Origin of the sequence: Sphingomonas sp. S2-65 (assembly GCF_021513175.1) — a bacterium.
Lineage (GTDB): Bacteria > Pseudomonadota > Alphaproteobacteria > Sphingomonadales > Sphingomonadaceae > Sphingomonas.
The window spans coordinates 87,266-109,853 of record NZ_CP090953.1 but is presented as its reverse complement, the minus strand read 5'-3'; the positions used below and the strand labels follow the sequence as shown (position 1 = coordinate 109,853).

Genomic DNA, 22,588 nt, shown 5'->3' with positions numbered 1-22,588 from the left:
ACCGGTAGCAGGCCGCTCCCGCAGCCATGCTGCGCATGCGAATTCGGAAGGAACAACCAGTGGCCGAGAAGAGCGGCGCCGACATCCTGATCCAGGCACTGACCGACCTCGGTGTGGAGGTCGTGTTCGGCTATCCGGGCGGCGCGGTGCTTCCGATCTACGACGCGCTGTTCAAGCAGGCCGAAAACCCGAACGGCATCCGCCACATCCTCGTCCGTCACGAACAGGCGGCGACCCATGCTGCGGAGGGCTATGCCCGCTCGACCGGCAAGCCCGGCGTGGTGCTCGTCACGTCGGGTCCCGGCGCGACCAACGCGGTCACCGGCATCACCGACGCGCTGCTCGATTCGATCCCGATGGTCGTCATCACCGGTCAGGTGCCCACCGCGCTGATCGGCACCGACGCCTTCCAGGAAGCGGACACGGTCGGCATCACCCGCCACTGTTCCAAGCATAACTATCTGGTGAAGGATCCCGCCAAGCTCGCCGACACGGTGCGCGAGGCATTCTACATCGCCACCGCCGGCCGTCCTGGCCCGGTCGTGATCGACATCCCCAAGGATGTTCAGGTCGCGACCGCGGAGTACACTCCGGCGGGTCCGATCCAGCACAAGACCTATCGCCCGCAGACCGAGCCCGATGCCGCGCTGATCCAGGAAGCGGTCGACATGCTGGCCGCGGCCGAGCGCCCGGTGTTCTACACCGGCGGCGGCATCATCAATTCGGGGCCGGAGGCGTCGCGCCTGCTGCGCGAGCTGGCCGCGCTCACCGGCGCGCCGGTCACCTCCACGCTGATGGGCCTGGGCGCGCTGCCGGCCTCGTCGCCGCAATGGCTCGGCATGCTCGGCATGCACGGCACCTACGAAGCCAATTGGGCGATGAACAAGGCCGATCTCATCATCGCCTTCGGCTCGCGCTTCGACGACCGCGTCACCGGCCGGCTCGACGCCTTCGCGCCGCATGCGCGCAAGGTCCATATCGATATCGACCGGTCGAGCGTGAACAAGAATGTCCGCGTCGATCTGCCCATCATCGCCGATGTCGGCGCGGCGCTGCGCGAGATGGTCGCGGTGTGGAAGCAGCGCGAACACCCCAAGCCCGATTTGTCCGAATGGTGGCGGCGGATCGAGGGGTGGCGCGCGGCCGACTGTCTCGGCTTCGAGGATCGGGGCGAGGTCATCATGCCCCAGCGCGCCGTGCGGGCGCTGTACGAGGCGACCCGGCACCGTCAGCCGATCATCACCACCGAGGTCGGCCAGCACCAGATGTGGGCCGCCCAGCATTTCGGGTTCGAGGAGCCGAACAAGTGGCTGACCAGCGGCGGGCTGGGCACGATGGGCTATGGTTTGCCCGCCGCGATCGGTGCGCAGCTCGGCAATCCGGACGCTTTGGTGATCGATATCGCCGGCGAAGCGTCGATTCAGATGAATATTCAGGAGCTGGCGACGGCGGCGCAATACCGGCTGCCGGTCAAAATCTTCATATTAAACAATGAGTACATGGGAATGGTGCGTCAGTGGCAGGAACTGACCTACCAGTCGCGCTATTCGCAGAGCTACAGCGATGCACTTCCAGATTTCGTAATGCTTGCAGAGGCTTATGGCTGGAAGGGGATCAAGATTGAGCGCCTCTCCGACCTCGCCTCCGGCGTCAACGAGATGCTCGCTTATAATGGTCCAGTCCTAGTCGATTGCCGCGTCGCCAAACTCGCAAACTGCTTCCCGATGATCCCCTCCGGAGCCGCCCATACCGACATGATTCTCCAGGCAAATGAAGTCTCCGGCGAGATGGACGACGAAGCCAAGGCACTGGTCTAAGGGCATGCACATCAAGGAAGAACAGCGCGAGCGCCACACGCTCGCCGTGATCGTCGACAACGAACCTGGCATCCTCGCCCGGATCGCCGGCCTCTTCACCGCGCGCGGCTACAACATCGAAAGCCTCACGGTGACCGACATCACCGAGGACGAGGCGGTGTCGCGCATCACCATCGTCACCTCTGCTTCCGCACATGTGATGGAACAGATCATCGCCCAACTCGAGCGGCTGGTGCCGGTGCACAAGGTCACCGACCTCACCGCACTCGGCCCGCATGTCGAGCGCGAGCTGGCTTTGGTAAAGGTCGCCGGCACCGGCGACCATCGGATCGAGGCGCTCCGCCTGGCCGAGGTCTACCGCGCCCGCGTGGTCGACGCGACGATCGCAAGCTTCGTGTTCGAAGTCACGGGCGGTTCGGACAAGATCGACAAGTTCGTCGAGCTGATGCGCGAGGTCGGCCTAGTCGAAGTCGCCCGCACCGGCATCGTCGCGATCTCGCGCGGCGCCGAGCCCGCCTAACCTTTCCACATCACCCGAAGAGGGACTGAACCACCATGCGTGTCTATTATGATCGCGACGCCGATCTGAACCTGATCTCGTCCAAGAACATCGCCATCCTCGGCTATGGCTCGCAAGGCCACGCCCACGCTCAGAACCTGCGCGACAGCGGCGTCCAGAACGTCGCGATCGCGCTGCGCCCCGGCTCGCCCTCCGCCAAGAAAGCGCAGGACGCCGGATTCCAGGTGATGAGCAACCAGGAAGCCGCCAGCTGGGCCGACATCCTGATGATCCTCGCCCCCGACGAGCATCAGGCCGCGATCTACGAGGCCGATCTCAAGGGCAATCTCAAGCCGGGTGCCGCACTGGCCTTCGCCCATGGCCTCAACGTCCATTTCGGTCTGATCGAGCCGCCCAAGGACATCGACGTGATCATGATCGCACCCAAGGGCCCGGGTCACACGGTGCGCAGCGAATATGTGCGCGGCGGAGGCGTCCCCTGCCTGATCGCGATCCACCAGGACGCCAGCGGCAACGCCCATGACGTCGCGCTCGCTTATGCCAGCGGCGTCGGCGGTGGCCGTTCGGGGATCATCGAGACCAATTTCCGCGAGGAATGCGAGACGGACCTGTTCGGCGAGCAGGCCGTGCTGTGCGGCGGAGCGACGGCGCTGGTCCAGGCCGGCTTCGAGACGCTGGTCGAGGCTGGCTACGCCCCCGAAATGGCCTATTTCGAGTGCCTGCACGAGCTCAAGCTCATCGTCGACCTGATGTATGAGGGCGGCATCGCCAACATGCGCTATTCGATCTCGAACACCGCCGAATATGGTGACATCAAGACCGGCCCGCGCATCATCACCGAAGAGACCAAGAAAGAGATGAAGCGCGTCCTCGCCGACATCCAGTCGGGCCGCTTCGTCAAGGATTTCGTCCTCGACAACCGCGCCGGCCAGCCCGAGCTCAAGGCCAGCCGCATCGCCGCCAAGCGCCACCCGATCGAACAGGTCGGAGCCGAACTGCGCGCGATGATGCCCTGGATCGGCGCCAACAAGCTGGTCGACAAGGACAAGAACTGATCTGCTCGGCATAGGGCCCTCACTCTCCCGTCCCCCCGGCCTTGAGCCGGGGTGACGGAAGTGGGTCGTCAAGCTTGCGGTTTGCCTCCAGAAACGGTCGGTTTCCAACTTGCCGTTTGACCTGCGCAACGAATCAACGGAAATTCCCGTCTCCCAAACAGGAGGCTTCCATGCGCGCCCGCTTCATCGCACTCGCCGCCACGCTCGCTATTGCCACTCCGCTCATCGCTCAGCAGGCGATGCAGGTGCCGGGCTCCAAGAACCCCGCACTCGTCACTGCAGGCAGCTACACCGCAGACCCGGGTCACACACTGGTCGAGTGGACGGTCGACCATCTCGGCTTCACGCCTTATTTCGGCATCTTCGGCGATGTCTCGGGCACGCTGACGCTCGACCCGAAGAACCTCTCGGCCGCGAAGGTCGACGTCACGATCCCGGTATCGAAGCTCACCACCGCCAACGCTGGCCTCACCGCCCACATGCTGCGCGCACCCCAGGGTGGCGGCAAGCCTGACTTCTTCGGCGCCAACCCCGCCGATGCGCGGTTCGTCTCTACCCGCGTGGTCGCCACCGGCCAGACCGCCAAGGTCACCGGCAACCTCACGCTCAACGGCGTAACCAAGCCGGTAACCCTCGACGCCTCCTTCTACGGCGCCGGCAAGGCGCCCGAGCAGATGGGCGGCAAGGAAGCGGTCGGCTTCGAAGCCCGGGGCTCGATCAAGCGCAGCGACTTCGGCGTCGCCTACGGCACCCCTGTCGTCTCGGACGAAGTGAAGCTCAAGATCGTCGCGGCGTTCAACAAGAACTGATCGCAACGCCCCTGCATGCAGGGTTCTCTGGCGCGGCCTGCCGATCCTCGGCGGGCCGCGCCTTTGCTTTTGCTGGCGGGCAAACTAACGCTGGCGCCTTCGACGCCGGCGAGAATGGCGACGCACGAGGAAGACAGATGACGAACTTCAACGCGGATCCCGAGGATGGCGACATCGTCGCGCCGTTGCCCAAGATCCCGGTGCCCGACGAGGTTTCCGACGCGATCCGCACACTGCTCCGCTGGGCCGGCGACGATCCCGAGCGTGAGGGCCTGCGCGACACGCCGCTGCGGGTCGCACGCGCGTGGAAGGAATATTGCGCCGGCTATGGCGAGGACCCCGCTCACCATCTCGAGCGCGTGTTCGAGGAAGTCGGCGGCTATGACGACATCGTCCTCCTTACCGGCATCCCGTTCCAGTCGCATTGCGAGCATCACATGGCGCCGATCACCGGCAAGGCGTCGATCGCCTATCTGCCCAAGGACCGCGTCGTCGGCATTTCCAAGCTCGCGCGCGTGCTCCACGGCTTCGCACGGCGGCTGCAGGTTCAGGAGCGCCTCACCGCCCAGGTTGCCGATTGCATCTGGGAGCGGCTCCAGCCCCAGGGCGTCGCGGTGGTGATCGAGGCGCAGCATGGCTGCATGACCGCGCGGGGCGTGCGTACCCCTGGTGTCGGCATGGTCACCAGCCGGATGATGGGCGTGTTCCGCGAGGATGAGCGGAGTCGCCAGGAAGTGCTCAAATTGATGGGCTATTGATGCGGGTCCTCGTCACCGGCGGCGCGAAGCGGATCGGCGCGGCCATCGCCCGCCGCCTCGCCCTGCGCGGCCATGCCGTGGCGATCCACCACCATCACGCGCCTGAGGACGCGGAGGCACTGCGCGCCGCCATCATAGCGGCCAGCGGAACTGCCTGCATCGTCTCGGGCGAGTTAGCCGACGCCGCTACCGCCGCGACGTTGATCGAGGCAGCGCGCGAGGGCCTGGGCGGCCCGATCGAAGGCCTAGTCAACAACGCTTCGCAATTTACCTTCGACGCGGTGCCGCTGACTGACTTCACGCTGCTCGACCAGCATATGCGCATCAACTGCGGCGCCCCCGTCGCGCTCGCCTCCGCACTCGCGGCGCAGGATGATCTCGAGCGCGGGGCGGTCGTGAACCTGCTCGACCAGAAGCTCGCCAACCTCAATCCGGACTTCCTCACCTACACCCTCAGCAAGGCCGCACTCGCCACCGCGACCGAACTGCTCGCCCGCGCGCTCGCGCCGCGCATCCGCGTGAACGCCGTCTCGCCTGGCCTCACGCTGCCCAGCCTCGACCAGACGCCTGAGGAATTCGCCGAGCACGCCCGTCAGAACCTCCTGCAACAGCCGGTCGCGCTCGATGACGTCGCCGCGGCGGTTGAGCATCTTCTCACCAGCCGCTCGATCACCGGCCAAAACCTGTTCGTCGATTGTGGCCAGCGCTTCCTGCCGCGCGACGGCGACGTGATGTTCTCTTCTCGGGAGCACTCCGATGGCTGAGTACCGCATCCTGCTAGACGGTCTCGAAGTCGCAATGGGCCTCGGCATCCACGCTGCCGAGCGCGCAGCCGCCCAGCGCGTCCAGATCACCGTGGCAATGGAGTGCCGCTATCCAGCAGCGCCCGAAGATCGCATCGATGCTGTGGTCGATTACGACTTCCTGCGGACCGGCATCCTCGCACTCGCCGCCTCGCGGCATTTCGAGCTGCAGGAGGTGTTTTGCGACGCCATCGCGGCCCTCGCCCTGCGCGATTCGCGGGTGCAACGCGTCGAAGTCCGTTCAGTAAAGCTCGACATCTATCCCGATGCCCGCATCGGCTGTGAGATCGTGCGCACCCGCTAAACTTCTGGACCTGCGCAACTTTCCGACTGCGTCCGCCGTTCGTGGTTGGTCCAAGGCAGGGACTTCCAGGAGATCATCATGGCGGAACAGGGAACGACGCGGCGCGGCGTGCTGGGCAGTGCGGCAGCAGGTCTGGCGGCAACCGCCGCGGCCCCTTCATTGGCGCAGGCGGGCGCAGCCGCAGCGGCGCCGCTCCGCGACCCGCAAACCAGGTTCACCAAGGGTCCATTCCCCGAGCAGCGGCAGGAATGGCCGGGGCTCCAGGGCAAGATGACTCCGCGCCCGGATTGCGGCGAAACCAGCTACCGCGGCTCGGGCCGCCTGACCGGACGCAAGGCGCTGATCACCGGCGGCGACAGCGGCATCGGCCGCGCCGCCGCGATCGCTTATGCCCGGGAAGGCGCCGACGTCGCGATCAACTATTATCCCACTGAGGAACCCGACGCCCGCGAAGTTGTCGACCTGATCCAGCGTGCCGGGCGCAAGGCCGTGGCGATCCCGATGGACATCCGCACCCGCGCCAATTGCGAGAAGATCGTCGCGCGTGCGGTGGACGGCCTGGGCGGGCTCGACATCCTGGTGAACAACGCCGCCTATCAGCAGAGCAAGGCCGACATCTCCGAAATCAGCGACGAGCAGATGGTCCGCACGTTCGAGACCAACATCTTCGCCACCTTCCGCCTCAGCAAGGCGGCGATCCCGCACCTGCGGCCCGGCGCGGTAATCATCAACACCGGCTCGGTGAACAGCTATGATCCGGGCGAAGAGCTGCTCGATTACGCCTCGACCAAGGGCGCGATCCTGATCTTCACCAAGGGCCTAGCCAAGCAGCTCGCCAAGAAAGGCATCCGCGTCAACATGGTCGCGCCCGGTCCCTTCTGGACCCCGCTCCAGGTCGCTGGCGGCCAGCTACCCGGCCAACTGGGCGAGTTCGGCAAGGACACACCACTCGGCCGCGCCGGCCAGCCGGTGGAACTCGCCGGCCACTATGTCCTGCTCGCCTCGGACGAATCCAGTTTCACCACCGGCGGCTCGATCGGAGCCAACGGCGGCAAGGGAAACCCCTGAGCCCATGCTGGCCAGCGAACGCCCGCTACAGTCGACCCCCTAACCGTCACCCCGGCCTTGTGCCGGGGTCCACCGGGCGGCACACGCCGGACCAGAGATCAGGCAACAGCCAGCGCGGCAACGTGGCCCCCGGCACAAGGCCGGGGTGACCGCTTATGTTCGCGAACAGGCTTCCAACCTGCCGTGAGGACGGCTCCGACCGCCCCTCTCAGACCCGGTTCGCCGCGCTCAACACCGCACGCACCGAAGCCGTTGCGACATCGGCATCGATCCCCGCCCCGAACACCGTCGCGCCGTCGACAGTCCGACACTCCAGATACGCCGCCGCCTGTGCGTCCGAGCCATGGCCGATCGCGTGCTCATTATAGTCCACAACATCGAGCACGACCCCGCACGTCTCGCGCAATGCGTCGATTACCGACGAAATCAGCCCGTTGCCTCGCCCGCTTACCGAGCGCTGCACGCCGTCCACCGACAGCGTCCCGGCAAAGGTCCGCGCCCCCGCAGCGCCGCTCTCGGCATAGTCCACCAGCGCAAACCGGTCGCTTGCTCCCGGCAGGTACACCCTCTCGAACAGCCCCGAAATGTCGGCGGCATTGAGCTCGCGGCTAGTCTCGTCCGCCAGGGCCTGCACGTGGCGCGAGAAGTCGGCCTGCATGCGCTTGGGCAGCTTCAACCCGCGATCCTGCTCGAGCACCCAGGCGACCCCGCCTTTGCCCGATTGCGAATTCACGCGGATCACCGCCTCGTAATCGCGGCCCAGGTCGCGCGGGTCGATCGGCAGATAGGGCACGTTCCACAACTGATCGTTGCGCGCTTCCTGTGCCGCGAACCCCTTCTTGATCGCGTCCTGATGGCTGCCGGAAAACGCCGTGAACACCAGGTCGCCGGCATAGGGCGTGCGCGGATGGACGGGGATGTTCGTGCAATAGTTCACCGTGTTCACGATCTCGTCGATGTTCGACAGGTCGAGCCCGGGATGCACCCCTTGGGTGTACAGGTTGAGCGCGACGGTCACGAGGTCGCAATTGCCGGTACGCTCGCCATTGCCCAGCAGGCAGCCCTCGACACGGTCGGCCCCGGCCATCAGCCCCAGTTCCGCCGCCGCGACGCCGGTGCCGCGGTCGTTGTGCGTGTGCAGGCTGATCACCACGCTGTCGCGGTTCGGCACGTTGCGGCAGAACCACTCGATCTGGTCGGCATAGATGTTCGGCGTAGCCGCTTCGACCGTGGCGGGCAGGTTGAGGATCAGCGGCCGCTCGGGCGTGGGGCGCAGTATCTCCATCACCGCCTCGCAAACCTCGACCGAAAAGTCGAGTTCGGCCGTCGAGAAGGTTTCCGGGCTGTATTCGAAATGCCACTCGGTGTCGGGCTGCTTGGCAGCCTCGTCGCGCAGCACCTTGGCGCCGGCGACGGCGATCTCGCGCACCTCGTCGCGGGTCATCCGGAACACTACTTCGCGCCACGCGGGCGAGACCGCGTTGTAGAGATGGACGATCGCCTGCTTCGCGCCCCGCACGCTCTGGAAGGTCGTCTCGATCAGGTCGCGCCGGGACTGGGTGAGCACCTGCACGAACACATCGTCCGGGATCTTGGCTTGCTGCACCAGCCCCGAGATGAAGTCGAACTCGGTCGCGCCGGCGCTCGGAAAGCCGACCTCGATCTCCTTCAGTCCAACCTTGCACAGCAGCTCGAAGAAGCGTGTCTTCTTCTCGCTGTCCATCGGATCGATCAGCGCCTGATTGCCGTCGCGCATGTCGGTCGAAAGCCAGCGCGGCGGCGTGGTGATGGTGCGGCTCGGCCACTGCCGGTCGGGCAAGTCGACCTGGGGGAACGGGCGGTATTTGACGCTGGGATCACGCAACATGGGAACGGGCCTCTGCAAGGAGATCGCGGCCGCGCAGTAGCGCAGGCGCAGGGATGCCGGAAAGTCGCTAAACCCTTAGAGGCGTGCGCGCGCGGCGGTTCGGCCCCTAAGGGCGGATAAGTCGAAGAAGGCGCGCGGTGGTCACCGTCACTTTGTGGCCGAGCATGTCCGCTTTGTCCACCGCCGCAAGAATTTGCTCATACTTTCCCCCTAAGTACCGAAAAGCGCGAGGGAAACGCGAGAGGGACCCATGACCATGCTTCAGCTCATCTACGTCAGCAGCGTTCGGCCAGGCGCTGAGGGTATCGATCCGGACACGATCCTTGCGAAATCGCGGGTCAACAACCAGCGCGACGAAATCACGGGACTGCTCTACTCGGACGGCACGCGCTTCCTGCAGGCGCTCGAAGGGCCAACGGACAAGGTCGAGGCCGCATATGCCCGCATCAAGGCCGATCCGCGCCACCGCGCCATCGTGATGCTGTCGGAACGCGAAATCCAGGCTCGCGAATTCGGCGAATGGGCCATGGCGCACAAGACGCCGAGCACCGATGCGGACGAGTTCATCGGCCGCGTCAGCGATCTGTCGGCGAATGCCTCGCCCAACGTCCGCGCGACCTTTGAAAGCTTCGCTCAGGTCCGCCGCGCCGCCTGAGCTATCCCCCGCTCACCGTCCGTAGATCCTGTCGATCACCTCGGCCACGCGGACCAGCCCCTCGGCATCCGCGTCGAACCGCTCGCCAGCCGCCAGCCGCCGCGCCCAGTCGGCTGCGGCGCGCCCGCCCCACGCTTCGGGCGGCTGCGTCATCACCGCGTGCGACGTGCCCGTGAGATGCCGGCTCTCGAAATCGTAGAACGAACCCCCGACATTGCGCTGCGACGCGCCGCCATCGGTGCCGTAGAAGTCGGCGGCGATCACCGCCTCCTGCCCGGCATGGAGCCGCCAGGAACAGGCCAGCCGCACCGATGTGCCGCCCGCTAGCTTGAGCTGCGCCACCGCAAAATCCTCGACGCGGTCGCTGCCGGTCAGCGGCTCGCCCCCGGCGAACAATTGCGAGCGCACGTCGGTGACTTCGGGAAAGCCGAGCACCCACAGCGCCAGGTCGACCAGGTGCACGCCCAGGTCCATGACACAGCCACCCCCGGCAAATTTGGGGTCATAGAACCAGGGCTTGTCCGGGCCGTACGCGTTGTGGAACACCAGATCGGCGGCGAACACGCGCCCGAGCGCCCCGTCCCGGGCAAGCTCGGCGACTCGCCGCGTGCCATCCTGAAACCGGTACGAGAAGTCCACCGACAACAGCCGGTCAGCAGCCCGTGCCGCCGCCACCACCGCGCGCGCCTCCTCGGCGGTGCGCCCCAGCGGCTTCTGACAGAATACCGCGACCCCGGCGTTCAGCGCCGCGATCGACTGTTCGGCGTGGAGCGCGCTGGGCGTTGCGATCACCAGCCCGTCCAGGCCAAGCGCGAGCAGGCCGTTGAGCCCCTCCACCACCGGCGCGTCCGGTGCCAGCTTGCGCGCCTCTGCCACCATGTCGGCAGAGGGGTCGGCGATCCCGGCGACCTCGACTGCACCGGTCTCGACGATCGCTTCCATCCGGTGCCGGCCGATCCAGCCGGTGCCCAGGAAGCCCACCCTCGGCGTGCTCATGCGTCCGCCGCCTCGAAGGTCACCAGCGCCTTCACGAAGCCATCGGGCTTGTCGCGCGTGTCGTTGAGCGCATCGTCCAGCCGGTCCAGCCCGTAGCGATGGGTGTAGAGCGCTCGAGGGTCGAGTCGGCCGCTAGCGACGGCCTCCACGGCCTCCCGCAGCCCCTGCATCTGGACCTCGGGATCGCGCTCATGCGCGTTGATCACGTCGATCCCTTTCCAGTTCCACATCTGCATGTTCACTTGGCGCGGCCCGTCCTGGTGGTAGCCCGCGACGATCAGCTTGCCGCCTTCGCACACCAGCTCGCTGGCCAGGTCGAGCGGCCATTGCTTGCCCACCGCCTCGATCACGCGTTCGCAGCCCTTGCCGCCGGTCAGCGCGCGGACATCCTCGAGGATGCGCCAATGATCGTCCATCACGATCCCCTCGTCGGCGCCATAGCTGCGGGCGAGGTCCAGCGAGCTTTGCCGCCGCGAGATCCCGACCACCCGCGCCCCGGCGTCCTTGGCCAGCCGCGTGAGCACAGCGCCCAGGAAGCCGATGCCGATGATCGCCACGGTCTGCCCGGCTCGGATGTCGCTGCGCCGGAAGATGTTGAACGCACAGCCCAGCGGCTCGCCGGGAAAAGGCTGATCATCCAGGCTGTCGGGCAGCTTCACCACTGCGCTCGCCTGGGCAAGGTCGTATTCGGCGAAGCTCTTGAACGACAGCGCCGCCACCCGGTCGCCGGCCGCCAGCGCCTCGACGCCCTGCCCCACCGCGTCGATCACGCCCCAGCCTTCATGCCCCATGCCGCCGGGATCGGTCGGGAACTGCATCCACTCGGGCCCTTCCCACGGCGTGATGTTCGAGGCACAAACCCCACACCCTTCCAGCCGGATGCGGACTTCGCCCGCTCCGGGCTCCGGCCGTTCCACGCTGTGCACGGCGAACGCACGGGGGCCGGTTACCACGGCCGCAAGCATCTTGTTCAAAGAAGAACCCCTTTCGGTGAGCCGAACGGTGAATGCGGTCACGCGTTCCGTCGGCGAAACATATTTCGCGGATGCGCGCTTAATCCCCGTTAGCAGGAGATGTCCGATGGCCGATGACCTCAAAAAGGGCGATCATGTAAGCTGGAAATCGCACGGCGGCACCGCCCACGGCGAAGTCGTGACTAGACAGACGAGCGATACCAAGATCAAAGGGCATCAGGTCCGTGCTTCAAAGGAGGACCCGCAGTTCATCGTGAAGAGCGATAACGGCGGAAAAGCGGCTCACAAGCCGGGGGCATTGACCAAGGAATAGCCCGTAACGGGCGGAACAGGAGAAGAGACACATGGCCGAGACTAAAGCAGCTGGCGGCGCCAAGGGCGGTATTGCGAAGCCCGTGACCCCCTCGCCCGAACTGGCCGCGATCGTCGGCAAGGCCGATCTGCCGCGCAGCGAGATCGTCAGCAAGATGTGGGAATACATCAAGAAGCACAACCTCCAGAACCCTGAAAACAAGCGGGAAATTCTGGCGGACGACAAGCTGGAGAAGATCTTCGATTCCAAGAAGGTCACGATGTTCGAGATGAACAAGCACATCTCCAAGCACGTCAAGTAACCCGAGCGGCCGGCATCACGCCGGCACCGGTTGCGATTTCGCGGGGCGAGCCTTTCAAGAAAGGCTCGCCCCGTTTGCGTTCGGAGGCGACAGCCGCGTCCGGCCAGCGACTCAGTCAGCCCGGCAGTGCCAGATGCTCGTTCAGAAAGTCCAGAAAGGCGCGAATCCGAACCGCCAGCCGCTCCTGGCCGACATAAACCGCATGAATATACTCGCCATCGCCCGGGTTGAACCACGCAATACCTCCACAAGGCGTCCTTCTTCAGGTCCGCCGCGATGTGGAACCGCCCCAGCCGGGCGATCCCGCCACCCGCAGCCGCCATCTGGCGCACGACCTCGCCGGAATTCCCGAAGAACAGCCCGCTGACCGGCCGCTGCATCCCCCGTCCCTCCACGGTGAACGGCCAGCGGTCGACCGAGCGGCGGAAGCTGAAATGGAGGCAGCGATGCGCGTCGAGATCGCTCGGGTGCTGCGGCGTGCCGTGGCGCGCCAAATAGTCCGGGCTTGCGACCACTGCCATTTCGCTGCGGCCCAACTTCTTGGCGCGAAGTCGGCTGTCGCGTAGCGGCCCCACCCGAATGGCCAGGTCAGCGCGTTCCTCGACCAGGTCCACCACGGCATCCGACAGCGTCAGGTCTAAAGTAATGGCCGGATATTCTTCCTGGAAGCGCGGCAGGATGGGCACCAGGCAGTGCAGCCCGAACGGAACCGACGCATTGATCCGCAGTCGCCCGCTCGGCCCCGCCTGCCCACGCGACAGGTTGCGCTCCACCGCATCGAGTTCGGCGAGCAGGCCCGCCACTTGATCGCGATATGCCTCCCCTTCCGGCGTCGGGGCCAACGCACGGGTGGTGCGGCGGATCAGCACCAGCCCCAGCCGGGTCTCCAGCCGCGCGATACTGCGGCTCACTGCCGAGGGGGTTAGCCGCAACGCCTTCGCCGCGGCCGCGAAGCTCCCTTCGCGCGCCACCGCCAGAAACGCTTCCATCTCACCGATGCGATTGTCCAATTGATGACTCCCACGCACTTCTGAGGTGCATCATGCTCGTCTAATCACGAGCAGAGCAGGCGCCTAGCTTAAGGCAGCATCATCAACGGAGCATATCATGGATCTTCAGCTGCAAGGCCGCACCGCCGTCGTTACCGGTTCTACCGCAGGCATTGGCTTGGCAATTGCCGAACGGCTGGCTGCCGAGGGCGTGGAGGTCGTGATCTGTGGCCGCAACCAGGCCAAGCTCGACGCTGCCGCCGCGCAGGTCGGGGCGGCGGGCAAGGTTCGCGCAGTGCTGGCCGACCCGGCGACCGCCGAGGGTGCCGAGGCGTTGATCGCTGCGGCGCCCGATGCCGACATCCTGGTCAACAATCTGGGCATCTACGAAGCCAAGGCTTTCGCAGACATCACCGACGCGGACTGGCACCGGTTCTTTGAAGTGAACGTGGTGAGCGGCGCGCGGCTGGCCCGCCATTATTTCCCGCGCATACTGGAAAAGAACTGGGGCCGCGTGATCTTTATCGCCAGCGAGAGCGCGCTCGTGATCCCTGGCGAGATGATCCATTACGGCATGACCAAAACCGCCCAGCTCGCGATCGCCCGCGGCCTGGCCGAACAGACCCGCGGCACCGGGGTGACGGTGAACTCGGTCCTGCCCGGCCCGACGCGGTCGGAGGGGATCGTCGAGTTCATCCGCTCTGTGGTCGACAACAAGAATGCACCGGAGGCCGAGCGCGAGGAGGCGTTCTTCACCAAGCTAGGCCCGCTGTCGCTGATCCGCCGGCTGATAGAAGCGGAGGAAATCGCCGCGACGGTGGTGTTCCTGGCAAGCCCGCTGGCCGCAGTGACCAACGGAGCGTCGATCCGCGCCGAGGGCGGGATCGTGCCGACGATCGCTTAAGCGGCGGCTCACCGGTGGAAGGTGGATCCCTGCTATATACTGCTCTCCGGCGGAGGCCGGGGTCCAGTTAGGCTGCGCTATGAAGCAGGGGCTGTCGTCACGCCCCTTCGCGGCTGGACCCGGCCTCCGCCGGGGAATCCGACGGTCGAACGGCGGCCGCCGGCTCAGGCGGCGCTGCGCTCCCCTGCCAGGCGTTCGTCGCGATTGAAGTTCAGCGTCGCCAGCTCTGCCGCCTGAACCTCCACGCCGTCCGGCAGAGCCGGCGCCTCGACCGCCGGCCGCTCCGCCTGGCCGGGAGCGTAGCGGTCGATCATCCAAGCACAGAAATCGGCGAAGGCCTGGGGATCGCGTGCGGGGCTGGTGTGGTGCGGCGCGACGCCCAGATGGGCTGGCGTGAAGCAGAAGGTGACGGTAACCTCGAACTCCTCCAGCGCGCCCATCATGCGGTCGAACCAGTCGATTGCATTCGGGCGGAAGCTGTCGGCCCAGCTCAGCCCGGTGCGCAGTCGCTTGGTGCCGAGCCGCTTCATCCACGCGACGGCGTCGTCCAGCCGCGGGTCCTCGAAATGGAACCACTGCATCAGGCCGAGATCGGCGGCATAGCGCGAATAGACGTCGAGCGCCGGCTTGGGGGTCCCGTCCTCGCGGATCAGGCCCAGATAGAAGTGACGGTAATAGGACGATCCTTCCGCCTCGCGGTGGCGGGTCTCCGCACCCCAGCTCATCGGCAGATCGTAGAGCGAGTACCAGAAGGCGCGCGGCGCGACGCCCTTCAGCAGCTCGGCGGTACGCTCCAGGCCAAAGGCCTGGACTTCCTCGGCGCCGAACGAACTCACACCGACTTCGGTGACCCACACCGGCTTATCGGTGACCGCCTTGATCTCGGCGATCTTCTCCGGCCAGGCGGAAAGCGGCCACAGATTCCAGTCGAGCGGGAAGCCGTGCACGGCAACCGCGTCGACGGCGTCCAATGCGCCATGCGCCTCGATCTTGCGCAGCCAGTGCGGGTCGATCGGCGACATGCCGCCCAGCACGCGGGTAACGGCCGGGTTCATCGCCTGGATGGCGTTGCCGGCGAGCGTCACATGCTCGGCGAACATACGCCAGTCCGGGTCGATCTGGGGGTCCCAATGCGATTTGTTGTTGGGCTCGTTCCAGATCATCGCGGCTTCGATCATGTATTCCCCCTTGCCGGATAGACGGCCATGCCGCCGGCCCAGTCCCCATAAGGAACGGGTGCGACACGGCAAAGATAGACTTCGTGTTCGGGCTGCGCCTCGATGGTAAAGCCCGAGGCGCGCAGCATCGCCCCGCTTGCCGCCTTGTTGGGCGCCCACCAATTGGTCCAGTCGTTCGCGAACTTGCGCTCGATGAAATGCATCTTCGGATAGGCCGGATCATCGAAATAATCGGGCGGGTTGTTGGTGCCGGGAACGTGGAAGGGATGGTCCTCGGGAACCTCCAGCACGTCCTTCGAGCCCTGCTGCATGGTCTGGAACAGCATCATGTCGCCGGCGACATGCTCGCGGATCAGGTCGAGCGCCAAGAGCGGATGCCGCAGATGGTAAAGCACGCCCATGAAGATCACCAGGTCGAACGTCTCGCCCAGCGCGCCGACATCATAGACGTCGAGCTTGCGGAATTCGATGTCCTCGAAACCCAGGGTCTGCGCGACGAAGCTGGCCTGGGCCAGGTAATGGTCGTCGCTGTCGATCGCGACCACCCGGGCCGCGCCGCGCCGCTTCATCTCCATCGAATAGAAGCCCGCGTTGCAGCCGATGTCGAGCACGGTCTTGCCGGTCAGGTCGGCGGGGATCGCGTCGGCGAAGCGCGCGAACTTGAAGCGCGGATAGTCACCCAGGAAATGGTCGGGGGCCGTGGTGACGCCGTGGCCCAGGTCGATATTGTGGAACCAGGGGCCCAGCGCCTCGACCTGCGCACGCAGCTCGGCGGCGCGGTCTTCCGCGGGGTGGATCGGAGCCATGTCGTTCATCGGCAAACCTCGTTGATGCTCAAAACCCGCGCTCCCCAATCGCCCATTGCGATACGGCTGACCGAGGCGGGGTCCACGTCGAAGCGGTGGAAGTCGTCGAGCGAAAGCCCGAGCACATGCGCAAGCGCCGCGCGGATGATGTCGCAATGCGTCACCACCGCCACGCTTTCGCTGGGATGGTTGCCGGCAAGCGCCCGTAGATGCGCCACCACGCGCGCCTGCGCCGCCGCCATGCTTTCGCCGCATGGGGGCGCGGCGGTGGCGCGGCTGTCGTTCCAACGGTCCCACTCGGGATCGCCGACCAACGCCTCGAACGCGCTGCCGGTCCAGTCGCCGAAATCGATCTCGTCCAAAGCTTCGGCGACGTCGACGTCCAGCCCCCTGCCCGCCGCGATGGCAGCGGCCGTTTCGCGCGCGCGCTGCACCGGGCTCGATTGGATCGCCGCCAGATCATGAAGCCGCAGGTGATCGGCCAGTCGCTCGGCTTCGCTTATGCCCGACGACGTAAGCCCGATCCCGCCGAGCCGCCCCGACAGGATCTTCCCCAAATGCGCGTGCGACGCGTGCCGGATGAGAAATATCGTCGCCGTCACTGCGCGCAGAGGCTCCCGGTCTCGTCGTGGGAACGCGCGATGCGCTCCGGTCAGCTTCTACAAACCTACCGCCTCGCCGACGGTTCCGTTATCGGAACGATGGGCGTGGAACAAAGAAGAAGAAGAAGCATTGAGGATCGCGCGGGCGAAACGATAAAGTAAGCTCGCTAGCGCTTTGTAACCTAAATTGAATTGCTGGCAATCCCGCGTCGCGGGCGTGATCGCCGGGCGCGTCAAGACTGAATGGGGGTATAGTTGTCCGAGACCATCCTGATCACCGGCGGCGCGGGCTTTATCGGCCGCTTCGTCTCCCGGGAACTCCTCAGCCGCGGCAACAAGGTCCGCGTGCTCGACAGCCTGATCGAGCAGGTCCACGGCGCTGACGCGGCGCTGCCCGCCGACATCGCCGGCGACGTCGAGTTCATCCATGCCGACATCCGCGACGGCGAAAAGGTGGCAGCGGCGCTCAAGGGTACCGACAGCGTCATCAACCTGGCAGCCGAAGTCGGCGTCGGCCAGTCGATGTACGAAGTCGAGCGCTACACCAGCGCCAACGACGTCGGCACCGCAGTGCTGTTCGAGCGGCTGATCGACAATCCCGTGCGCCGCGTGGTCACCGCCTCCTCGATGTCGATCTATGGCGAGGGCCTGTACCGCGACGCCGACGGCAAGCTGGTCGAGAATGCCGAGCGCGGCGTCGTCAAGGACGGCCAGGCCAACTGGGAACCCACCGACGCGCAGGGCCGCCCGCTGACTCCGGTCGCCACGCCCGAATGGAAGCGCCCGAGCCTGTCGTCGATCTACGCGCTCAACAAGTACGTCCAGGAACGCACCACCCACATCATGGGCCGCCCCTACGGCATCGAAAGCGTGTGCCTGCGCCTGTTCAACGTCTATGGTCCCGGCCAGGCGCTCTCCAACCCCTATACCGGCGTGCTGGCGATCTTCGCCTCGCGCCTGCTCAACGGCCAACAGCCGATGATCTTCGAGGATGGCGAGCAGCGCCGCGACTTTGTCCATGTGACCGACGTCGCCCGCGCCTTTGCCGATGCCCTCGTCCACCCCGACGTCGTCGGCGAGACCTTCAACGTCGGCTCGGGCAACGACCGTTCGGTCACGCAAGTCGCGCAGGCGCTCGCCCAGGCGATGGGCAAGAACGACATCGAGCCCGAGATCGTCGGCAAGTCGCGCACCGGCGACATCCGCCACTGCTTCTGCGACACAAGCCTGGCCGCCGAAAAGTTCGGCTTCCAGGCACGCACCGACTTCGTCGAAGGGCTGGCCGAACTCGCCGGCTGGGTCGCCGAGCAGACGGCCGTCGACAATGTCGCCCAGGCGCGCGCCGAGCTCGAAAAGCGGGGCCTGGTCGCGTGAGCAGCGCCGTGCAGGACGACCGCCCGATCCTGATCACGGGCGGCGCGGGGTTCATCGGCTCGAACCTGGCCGACCGGCTGGCAGGCGAAGGCCACTCCGTCATCGTCTATGACGCGCTCAGCCGCCCCGGTGTCGAGAACAACCTGCGCTGGCTCCAACAGCGCCACCACAACCGGATCGAAGCCATAATCGGCGACATCCGCGACGAGGCGGCGGTCGCCCAGGCCGCGTGCCGCGCCAAGGCGGTGTTCCACCTCGCCGCACAGGTGGCGGTGACGACCAGCATGGTCGATCCGCGCGACGATTTCGAGATCAACATCCGCGGCACGCTCAACGTCCTCGACGCGCTGCGCGAGACCAGGACGCCCGTCATCTTCGCCTCGACCAACAAGGTGTACGGCGACCTGATCGACCTCGACTTCGCGCTGGAGGACGAGGCCTATGTGCCCACCGATCCGCGCATCCGCGACCATGGCATCGGCGAAGACCGCCCCCTCGACTTCCACACGCCTTATGGATGCTCGAAGGGCGCCGCCGACCAATATGTCCTCGATTATGCACGCAGCTTCGGCATCCCCACCGCCGTCATTCGGATGAGCTGCATCTACGGCCATCGCCAGATGGGCACCGAGGATCAGGGCTGGGTCGCGCATTTCCTGATCCGCGCGCTCGAAGGCAAGCCGATCACGCTGTACGGCGACGGCCACCAGGTCCGCGACATCCTCGACGTGTCCAATGCAGTGGAAGCCTATGTCCATGCCTGGCAGCGGATCGAGCAGGTTTCCGGCCGCGCCTTCAACCTGGGCGGCGGGCCGCAGAACGCCGTCAGCCTGCGCCAGCTCCTCGCCCATATCGGCGACCTGATCGGCCGCCCGGTCGAGATCGACTATTCGGACTGGCGCGCAGGCGACCAGCGCTACTTCGTGGCCGACACCCGCGCCGCCGAAGCCGCGTTCGACCTCAGCCCCAAGGTGCCGTGGCGCGACGGCGTGGCAGCACTGGCGCAGTGGCTGGCCGAGGAACGCGGCTTTACCCTGACCCCCGCGCAAGAGCCGGAACGCCTGACTGCATGAGCGGGGCAGCGCCCCTCAAGCTCCTGATGACGGCGGACGCGGTCGGCGGGGTGTGGCAATACGCCCTCGACCTGGCCGCCGCGCTCGGCCCGCACGGCGTGCAGACGACGCTCGCCGTGCTCGGCCCCTCGCCCAGCCCCGCGCAGCGCGCCGAGGCGAAGCGAGTCAAGCGCCTGACCCTGGTGGACACGCGCCTTCCGCTCGACTGGCTGTGCGACGCGCCCGAGCCGGTGCTCGCCGCGGGCGAGGCGATCGCCGCGCTTGCCGGCAAGCTCGGTGCCGACATCGTCCAGCTCAATATGCCGACGCTGGGCGCCCGCGCGAAGTTCGACGTGCCGGTGCTGGCGGTGACGCATGGCTGCGTCGCCACCTGGTGGAGCGCGGCGTTCGGGGGCGATCTCGCCCCGCAATATCGCTGGCACCGCCTGCTGATGGATGAGGGGCTGCACGCCGCCGACCTGGTCGTCGCCCCCAGCGCGGCCTATGCCGCCACGGTCGCGCGGCACTATGCCCTGGCGGAGACACCCCGCGCGATCCACAATGGCCGGCCCCCGCTCCTGCCCGCGCCCGGGCCGGCAATGCCGCAAGAGGACTTCGCCCTCACCGCCGGCCGGCTGTGGGACCGGGTCAAAGGCATTCGCACCCTCGACCGCGCCGCCGCCGCGCTATCGGTGTCGTTTCACGCCGCCGGCGCAGTGCGCGGACCGCATGGCGAGACCATCGCGCTCGAACATCTTCACGCTCTCGGGCATCTGTCGAGCGCGGCACTGGCGCTTCGCCTCGCCGCGCGCCCGGTGTTCGTCTCCGCCGCCGGCTTCGAGCCCTTCGGCCTCGCCGTGCTCGAGGCCGCGCATGCCGGCTGCCCGCTCGTGCTGTCGGACATCGACACCTTCCGCGAGCTTTGGGACGACGCCGCGCTGTTCGTCGCACCTGACGACGCGGCGGGCTATGCCGCCGGGGTCGAGACGATCCTCGCTGACCCTGCGCTGCGCCACCGCCTCGGCAGCGCCGCACGTAGCCGCGCCGCCCGCTACACGCCCGAGGCCAAGGCCGCGGCGATGGCCACCCTGTTCACCGACCTAGCCGCCAAGGCGCCTGCGAAACGAGCCGCATGAAGATCGTCTATTTCACGCATTCGCTGTCCAGCTGCTGGAATCATGGCAACGCCCATTTCCTGCGCGGGGTGCTGCGCGAGCTGATCGCGCGCGGTCATGAAGTGGCGGTGTGGGAGCCCGAAGGCGCCTGGAGCCTCCAGAACCTGGTCGCCGACCATGGCGAGGCCGGGCTCGACGCCTATCGCCAGGCCTATCCCGAGCTCAGCTCGCGCACCTACACCCCGCTCGCCCAGCTCGACCGGCTCGTCGACGGCGCCGATCTGGTGATCGTGCACGAATGGAACGACCATCATCTAGTCGCCAAACTCGGCGCCATCCGCCGGGGCGGTGCGCCGTTCACTCTGCTCTTCCACGACACCCACCACCGCGCGGTCAGCGAGCCCGCGTCGATGCAGGCCTATGACCTTGAGGATTATGACGGCGTGCTCGCGTTCGGCGAGACGCTGTCCGAGGTTTATCGCGGCTGGGGCTGGCAGGATCGCGTCTGGACCTGGCACGAGGCCGCCGACACCCGTCACTTCCATCCGCCCGCGCAGGAGCAGGACCGCCAGGGGCTGGTGTGGATCGGCAATTGGGGCGATGGCGAGCGCACCGCCGAACTGGAGGACTTCCTGTTCCGCCCCGCCCAGGAAACCGCGCTGCCGCTGGACATCTATGGCGTGCGCTATCCCGATGAGGCGAAGGCCATGCTCGCCCGCTACGGCGTGCGCTATCATGGCTGGGCGCCCAACGCCCGCGCGCCAGAGATCTTCGCCCGCCATATAGCGACCGTGCATGTGCCGCGCCGCTTCTACAGTACGATCCTGCCGGGCATTCCCACCATCCGCGTGTTCGAGGCGCTGGCCTGCGGCATCCCGCTCGTCTCCGCGCCCTGGGACGATGCCGAACATCTTTTCCGTCCCGGCCAGGACTATCTGGTCGCACGCAACGGCGCCGAGATGGCTCGCCAGCTGCGCGATCTCCAGAACGACGCGGGCCTGCGCGAGCATCTGGTCAACAGCGGCCTCGAAACCATCCTGGATCGCCACACCTGCGCACACCGCGTCGACGAATTGCTCGACATCGTCGCCACGTTGCGCCCGCAGCAAGCCGCCACTCCCCCAAGCCATTTGAGGATCCTCGCGTGAAGATCGCCTTTTACGGCTCCAGCCTCCTGTCCTCCTACTGGAACGGCGCCGCCACCTATTATCGCGGCATCCTCAAGGCGCTCGCGAGCCACGGCCACGATATCACCTTCTACGAACCCGACGCGTTCGACCGCCAGCAGCACCGCGACATCGAACCGCCTTCCTATGCCAAGGTCGTCGTCTATCCCGCGACCACCGACGCGCTCGCCAGGGTGCTCGATGCCGGCGGCGACGCCGACGTGGTGGTGAAGGCCAGCGGCGTCGGCGTGTTCGACGCCGAGCTGATCCAGGGCATCCTGCGCCACCGCAACGCGATCCGCATCTTCTGGGACGTCGATGCCGCCGCGACGCTGGACGAGATGCGCCAAGCCGATGACCACCCGGTCCATGCCGCGCTTCGCGAGCTCGACATGGTGCTGACCTATGGCGGCGGCCCACCCGTCATCAACGCCTATGAAGGCTTCGGCGCCAAGCGCTGCATCCCTGTCTACAACGCGCTCGATCCCGAGACCCACCACCCCGCGCCGCGCAACGACCGCTTCGCCGCCGATCTCGGACTGTTGGCCAACCGCCTTCCCGACCGAGAGGCGCGGATCGAGGAATTCTTCCTGCGCGCCGCCGCGCTGCTGCCCGAGCGCAAGTTCATGCTGGGTGGCAATGGCTGGCACGATAAGGCGATGACGGACAATGTCCGCGCGATCGGCCATGTCGGCACCGCCGATCACAACGCCTTCAACTGCACCCCGAACGCGGTGCTCAACGTAGCGCGAGACTCGATGGCGAATATCGGCTTTTCGCCGGCGACCCGGGTGTTCGAGGCTGCCGGCGCCGCCGCCTGCCTGATCACCGACGCGTGGGAAGGGATCGAACAGTTCCTGAAGCCCGACGAGGAAGTGCTGGTCGCGCGCGACGGCCAGGACGTCGCCGAGCATCTCAAGGCGCTGACGCCCGAGCGCGCCCGCGCGATCGGTGACGGGGCGCTCGCCCGCGTGCTGGCCGAACACACCTATGAACTGCGCGGGCATCAGGTCCACGCGATCCTCACCGAGCAGCGCGCGCGCATGAGCGTGCCGGCATGACGATGGCAAAAAGGCTCCCTCTCCCCTTCAGGGGAGAGGGTCGGGGAGAGGGGCAAGTGCCATGCGCTACCTCCAGGCCCCTCTCCCTAACCCTCTCCCGT

General features: G+C 66.6%; 23 protein-coding genes and 1 pseudogene. 17 read left to right on the top strand and 7 right to left on the bottom strand.

The window, feature by feature from the left end; translation table 11 throughout:
- Positions 1 to 35: 35 nt before the first annotated feature.
- The 8 genes from ilvB to LZ586_RS00545 all read left to right on the top strand — a co-directional run bounded on the left by ilvB (position 36) and on the right by LZ586_RS00545 (position 7,134).
- Positions 36 to 1,817 carry a biosynthetic-type acetolactate synthase large subunit gene (gene ilvB, locus LZ586_RS00580; RefSeq protein WP_235077782.1) on the top strand — a complete coding sequence of 594 codons (1,782 nt, stop codon included), beginning with the start codon at positions 36 to 38 and terminating at the stop codon, positions 1,815 to 1,817.
- A gap of 4 nt (positions 1,818 to 1,821) precedes the next feature.
- A complete protein-coding gene (gene ilvN, locus LZ586_RS00575) occupies positions 1,822 to 2,337 on the top strand; it encodes an acetolactate synthase small subunit (RefSeq protein WP_235077781.1) in 516 nt (171 codons plus the stop codon).
- Between the two features lie 35 nt (positions 2,338 to 2,372).
- Entirely contained in the window at positions 2,373 to 3,392 is a 1,020-nt protein-coding gene (ilvC, locus tag LZ586_RS00570) for a ketol-acid reductoisomerase (RefSeq protein WP_235077780.1), read from the top strand.
- A gap of 170 nt (positions 3,393 to 3,562) precedes the next feature.
- Positions 3,563 to 4,201: a YceI family protein gene (locus LZ586_RS00565; RefSeq protein WP_235077779.1), complete on the top strand. Its 639-nt coding sequence runs from the start codon at positions 3,563 to 3,565 to the stop codon at positions 4,199 to 4,201.
- Between the two features lie 137 nt (positions 4,202 to 4,338).
- Positions 4,339 to 4,959, top strand: a complete 621-nt coding sequence (gene folE / locus LZ586_RS00560; protein WP_235077778.1) for a GTP cyclohydrolase I FolE — start codon at positions 4,339 to 4,341, stop codon at positions 4,957 to 4,959.
- Positions 4,959 to 5,723 carry an SDR family oxidoreductase gene (locus LZ586_RS00555; RefSeq protein WP_235077777.1) on the top strand — a complete coding sequence of 255 codons (765 nt, stop codon included), beginning with the start codon at positions 4,959 to 4,961 and terminating at the stop codon, positions 5,721 to 5,723. Before folE ends, LZ586_RS00555 begins: the two co-directional genes overlap by 1 nt.
- Positions 5,716 to 6,066, top strand: coding sequence for a dihydroneopterin aldolase (locus LZ586_RS00550; protein ID WP_235077776.1), 351 nt, complete (start codon positions 5,716 to 5,718; stop codon positions 6,064 to 6,066). The genes LZ586_RS00555 and LZ586_RS00550 overlap by 8 nt, the downstream gene beginning before the upstream one ends.
- Before the next feature lie 78 nt (positions 6,067 to 6,144).
- On the top strand, positions 6,145 to 7,134 hold the full coding sequence (locus tag LZ586_RS00545; RefSeq protein ID WP_235077775.1) for an SDR family oxidoreductase: 990 nt from the start codon (positions 6,145 to 6,147) through the stop codon (positions 7,132 to 7,134).
- 208 nt (positions 7,135 to 7,342) lie between these two features.
- On the opposite strand, the gene leuA is transcribed toward LZ586_RS00545, so the two are convergent.
- Positions 7,343 to 9,001, bottom strand: a complete 1,659-nt coding sequence (gene leuA / locus LZ586_RS00540) for a 2-isopropylmalate synthase (RefSeq protein WP_235077774.1) — start codon at positions 8,999 to 9,001, stop codon at positions 7,343 to 7,345.
- 250 nt (positions 9,002 to 9,251) lie between these two features.
- Here leuA and LZ586_RS00535 point away from each other — a divergent pair, with 250 nt between their 5' ends.
- Positions 9,252 to 9,656, top strand: a complete 405-nt coding sequence (locus LZ586_RS00535; RefSeq protein WP_235077773.1) for a BLUF domain-containing protein — start codon at positions 9,252 to 9,254, stop codon at positions 9,654 to 9,656.
- Positions 9,657 to 9,668: 12 nt separating this feature from the next.
- Here LZ586_RS00535 and LZ586_RS00530 read toward each other — a convergent pair whose 3' ends face one another.
- Together LZ586_RS00530 and LZ586_RS00525 are read right to left on the bottom strand one after the other, a co-directional pair.
- The gene (locus LZ586_RS00530) at positions 9,669 to 10,652 is read right to left on the bottom strand and encodes a Gfo/Idh/MocA family protein (RefSeq protein WP_235077772.1); all 984 of its coding nucleotides are present in this window, start codon (positions 10,650 to 10,652) and stop codon (positions 9,669 to 9,671) included.
- Entirely contained in the window at positions 10,649 to 11,617 is a 969-nt protein-coding gene (locus LZ586_RS00525; RefSeq protein ID WP_235079858.1) for an MDR/zinc-dependent alcohol dehydrogenase-like family protein, read from the bottom strand. The genes LZ586_RS00530 and LZ586_RS00525 overlap by 4 nt, the downstream gene beginning before the upstream one ends.
- Between LZ586_RS00525 and LZ586_RS18205 the strand changes: the two genes are divergently transcribed.
- Together LZ586_RS18205 and LZ586_RS00515 are read left to right on the top strand one after the other, a co-directional pair.
- Entirely contained in the window at positions 11,532 to 11,939 is a 408-nt protein-coding gene (locus LZ586_RS18205; protein WP_319938027.1) for a DUF2945 domain-containing protein, read from the top strand. The two genes, LZ586_RS00525 and LZ586_RS18205, sit on opposite strands and share 86 nt — an antisense overlap.
- 31 nt (positions 11,940 to 11,970) lie before the next feature.
- Positions 11,971 to 12,240 (top strand): SWIB/MDM2 domain-containing protein, encoded by a 270-nt coding sequence (locus LZ586_RS00515; protein ID WP_235077770.1) that lies wholly within the window; start codon positions 11,971 to 11,973, stop codon positions 12,238 to 12,240.
- Between the two features lie 115 nt (positions 12,241 to 12,355).
- Here LZ586_RS00515 and LZ586_RS00510 read toward each other — a convergent pair.
- Positions 12,356 to 13,250, bottom strand: a pseudogene (locus LZ586_RS00510) (LysR substrate-binding domain-containing protein).
- Positions 13,251 to 13,347: 97 nt separating this feature from the next.
- Here LZ586_RS00510 and LZ586_RS00505 point away from each other — a divergent pair.
- The gene (locus LZ586_RS00505; protein ID WP_235077769.1) at positions 13,348 to 14,133 is read left to right on the top strand and encodes an SDR family NAD(P)-dependent oxidoreductase; all 786 of its coding nucleotides are present in this window, start codon (positions 13,348 to 13,350) and stop codon (positions 14,131 to 14,133) included.
- 164 nt (positions 14,134 to 14,297) lie between these two features.
- On the opposite strand, the gene LZ586_RS00500 is transcribed toward LZ586_RS00505, so the two are convergent.
- From LZ586_RS00500 to LZ586_RS00490, 3 genes are read right to left on the bottom strand one after another with little or no spacing between them, the layout of a single operon-like run.
- A complete protein-coding gene (locus LZ586_RS00500; protein WP_235077768.1) occupies positions 14,298 to 15,311 on the bottom strand; it encodes a glycosyl hydrolase in 1,014 nt (337 codons plus the stop codon).
- Positions 15,308 to 16,126: a TIGR04290 family methyltransferase gene (locus LZ586_RS00495; RefSeq protein WP_235077767.1), complete on the bottom strand. Its 819-nt coding sequence runs from the start codon at positions 16,124 to 16,126 to the stop codon at positions 15,308 to 15,310. Before LZ586_RS00495 ends, LZ586_RS00500 begins: the two co-directional genes overlap by 4 nt.
- On the bottom strand, positions 16,123 to 16,719 hold the full coding sequence (locus LZ586_RS00490) for a histidine phosphatase family protein (RefSeq protein ID WP_235077766.1): 597 nt from the start codon (positions 16,717 to 16,719) through the stop codon (positions 16,123 to 16,125). The genes LZ586_RS00495 and LZ586_RS00490 overlap by 4 nt, the downstream gene beginning before the upstream one ends.
- A gap of 255 nt (positions 16,720 to 16,974) precedes the next feature.
- Between LZ586_RS00490 and LZ586_RS00485 the strand changes: the two genes are divergently transcribed.
- From LZ586_RS00485 to LZ586_RS00465, 5 genes are read left to right on the top strand one after another with little or no spacing between them, the layout of a single operon-like run.
- Positions 16,975 to 18,093, top strand: coding sequence for an NAD-dependent epimerase/dehydratase family protein (locus LZ586_RS00485; RefSeq protein ID WP_235077765.1), 1,119 nt, complete (start codon positions 16,975 to 16,977; stop codon positions 18,091 to 18,093).
- Positions 18,090 to 19,166, top strand: coding sequence for an SDR family NAD(P)-dependent oxidoreductase (locus tag LZ586_RS00480; protein WP_235077764.1), 1,077 nt, complete (start codon positions 18,090 to 18,092; stop codon positions 19,164 to 19,166). Before LZ586_RS00485 ends, LZ586_RS00480 begins: the two co-directional genes overlap by 4 nt.
- The gene (locus LZ586_RS00475) at positions 19,163 to 20,281 is read left to right on the top strand and encodes a glycosyltransferase family 4 protein (RefSeq protein WP_235077763.1); all 1,119 of its coding nucleotides are present in this window, start codon (positions 19,163 to 19,165) and stop codon (positions 20,279 to 20,281) included. Before LZ586_RS00480 ends, LZ586_RS00475 begins: the two co-directional genes overlap by 4 nt.
- Positions 20,278 to 21,408 carry a glycosyltransferase gene (locus LZ586_RS00470; RefSeq protein ID WP_235077762.1) on the top strand — a complete coding sequence of 377 codons (1,131 nt, stop codon included), beginning with the start codon at positions 20,278 to 20,280 and terminating at the stop codon, positions 21,406 to 21,408. Before LZ586_RS00475 ends, LZ586_RS00470 begins: the two co-directional genes overlap by 4 nt.
- Complete coding sequence (locus tag LZ586_RS00465; RefSeq protein WP_235077761.1) at positions 21,405 to 22,487, top strand: glycosyltransferase; 1,083 nt, start codon at positions 21,405 to 21,407, stop codon at positions 22,485 to 22,487. Before LZ586_RS00470 ends, LZ586_RS00465 begins: the two co-directional genes overlap by 4 nt.
- The last annotated feature ends 101 nt before the right edge of the window (positions 22,488 to 22,588 follow it).

What these genes read in the sequence shown, in the direction of transcription:
- ilvB (WP_235077782.1), top strand. Translation starts at nt 36, where the DNA reads ATGCGAATTCGGAAGGAACAACCAGTGGCCGAGAAGAGCGGCGCCGAC.
- ilvN (WP_235077781.1), top strand. Translation starts at nt 1,822, where the DNA reads ATGCACATCAAGGAAGAACAGCGCGAGCGCCACACGCTCGCCGTGATC.
- ilvC (WP_235077780.1), top strand. Translation starts at nt 2,373, where the DNA reads ATGCGTGTCTATTATGATCGCGACGCCGATCTGAACCTGATCTCGTCC.
- LZ586_RS00565 (WP_235077779.1), top strand. Translation starts at nt 3,563, where the DNA reads ATGCGCGCCCGCTTCATCGCACTCGCCGCCACGCTCGCTATTGCCACT.
- folE (WP_235077778.1), top strand. Translation starts at nt 4,339, where the DNA reads ATGACGAACTTCAACGCGGATCCCGAGGATGGCGACATCGTCGCGCCG.
- LZ586_RS00555 (WP_235077777.1), top strand. Translation starts at nt 4,959, where the DNA reads ATGCGGGTCCTCGTCACCGGCGGCGCGAAGCGGATCGGCGCGGCCATC.
- LZ586_RS00550 (WP_235077776.1), top strand. Translation starts at nt 5,716, where the DNA reads ATGGCTGAGTACCGCATCCTGCTAGACGGTCTCGAAGTCGCAATGGGC.
- LZ586_RS00545 (WP_235077775.1), top strand. Translation starts at nt 6,145, where the DNA reads ATGGCGGAACAGGGAACGACGCGGCGCGGCGTGCTGGGCAGTGCGGCA.
- leuA (WP_235077774.1), bottom strand. Translation starts at nt 9,001, where the DNA reads ATGTTGCGTGATCCCAGCGTCAAATACCGCCCGTTCCCCCAGGTCGAC.
- LZ586_RS00535 (WP_235077773.1), top strand. Translation starts at nt 9,252, where the DNA reads ATGACCATGCTTCAGCTCATCTACGTCAGCAGCGTTCGGCCAGGCGCT.
- LZ586_RS00530 (WP_235077772.1), bottom strand. Translation starts at nt 10,652, where the DNA reads ATGAGCACGCCGAGGGTGGGCTTCCTGGGCACCGGCTGGATCGGCCGG.
- LZ586_RS18205 (WP_319938027.1), top strand. Translation starts at nt 11,532, where the DNA reads ATGCGGACTTCGCCCGCTCCGGGCTCCGGCCGTTCCACGCTGTGCACG.
- LZ586_RS00525 (WP_235079858.1), bottom strand. Translation starts at nt 11,617, where the DNA reads ATGCTTGCGGCCGTGGTAACCGGCCCCCGTGCGTTCGCCGTGCACAGC.
- LZ586_RS00515 (WP_235077770.1), top strand. Translation starts at nt 11,971, where the DNA reads ATGGCCGAGACTAAAGCAGCTGGCGGCGCCAAGGGCGGTATTGCGAAG.
- LZ586_RS00505 (WP_235077769.1), top strand. Translation starts at nt 13,348, where the DNA reads ATGGATCTTCAGCTGCAAGGCCGCACCGCCGTCGTTACCGGTTCTACC.
- LZ586_RS00500 (WP_235077768.1), bottom strand. Translation starts at nt 15,311, where the DNA reads ATGATCGAAGCCGCGATGATCTGGAACGAGCCCAACAACAAATCGCAT.
- LZ586_RS00495 (WP_235077767.1), bottom strand. Translation starts at nt 16,126, where the DNA reads ATGAACGACATGGCTCCGATCCACCCCGCGGAAGACCGCGCCGCCGAG.
- LZ586_RS00475 (WP_235077763.1), top strand. Translation starts at nt 19,163, where the DNA reads ATGAGCGGGGCAGCGCCCCTCAAGCTCCTGATGACGGCGGACGCGGTC.
- LZ586_RS00470 (WP_235077762.1), top strand. Translation starts at nt 20,278, where the DNA reads ATGAAGATCGTCTATTTCACGCATTCGCTGTCCAGCTGCTGGAATCAT.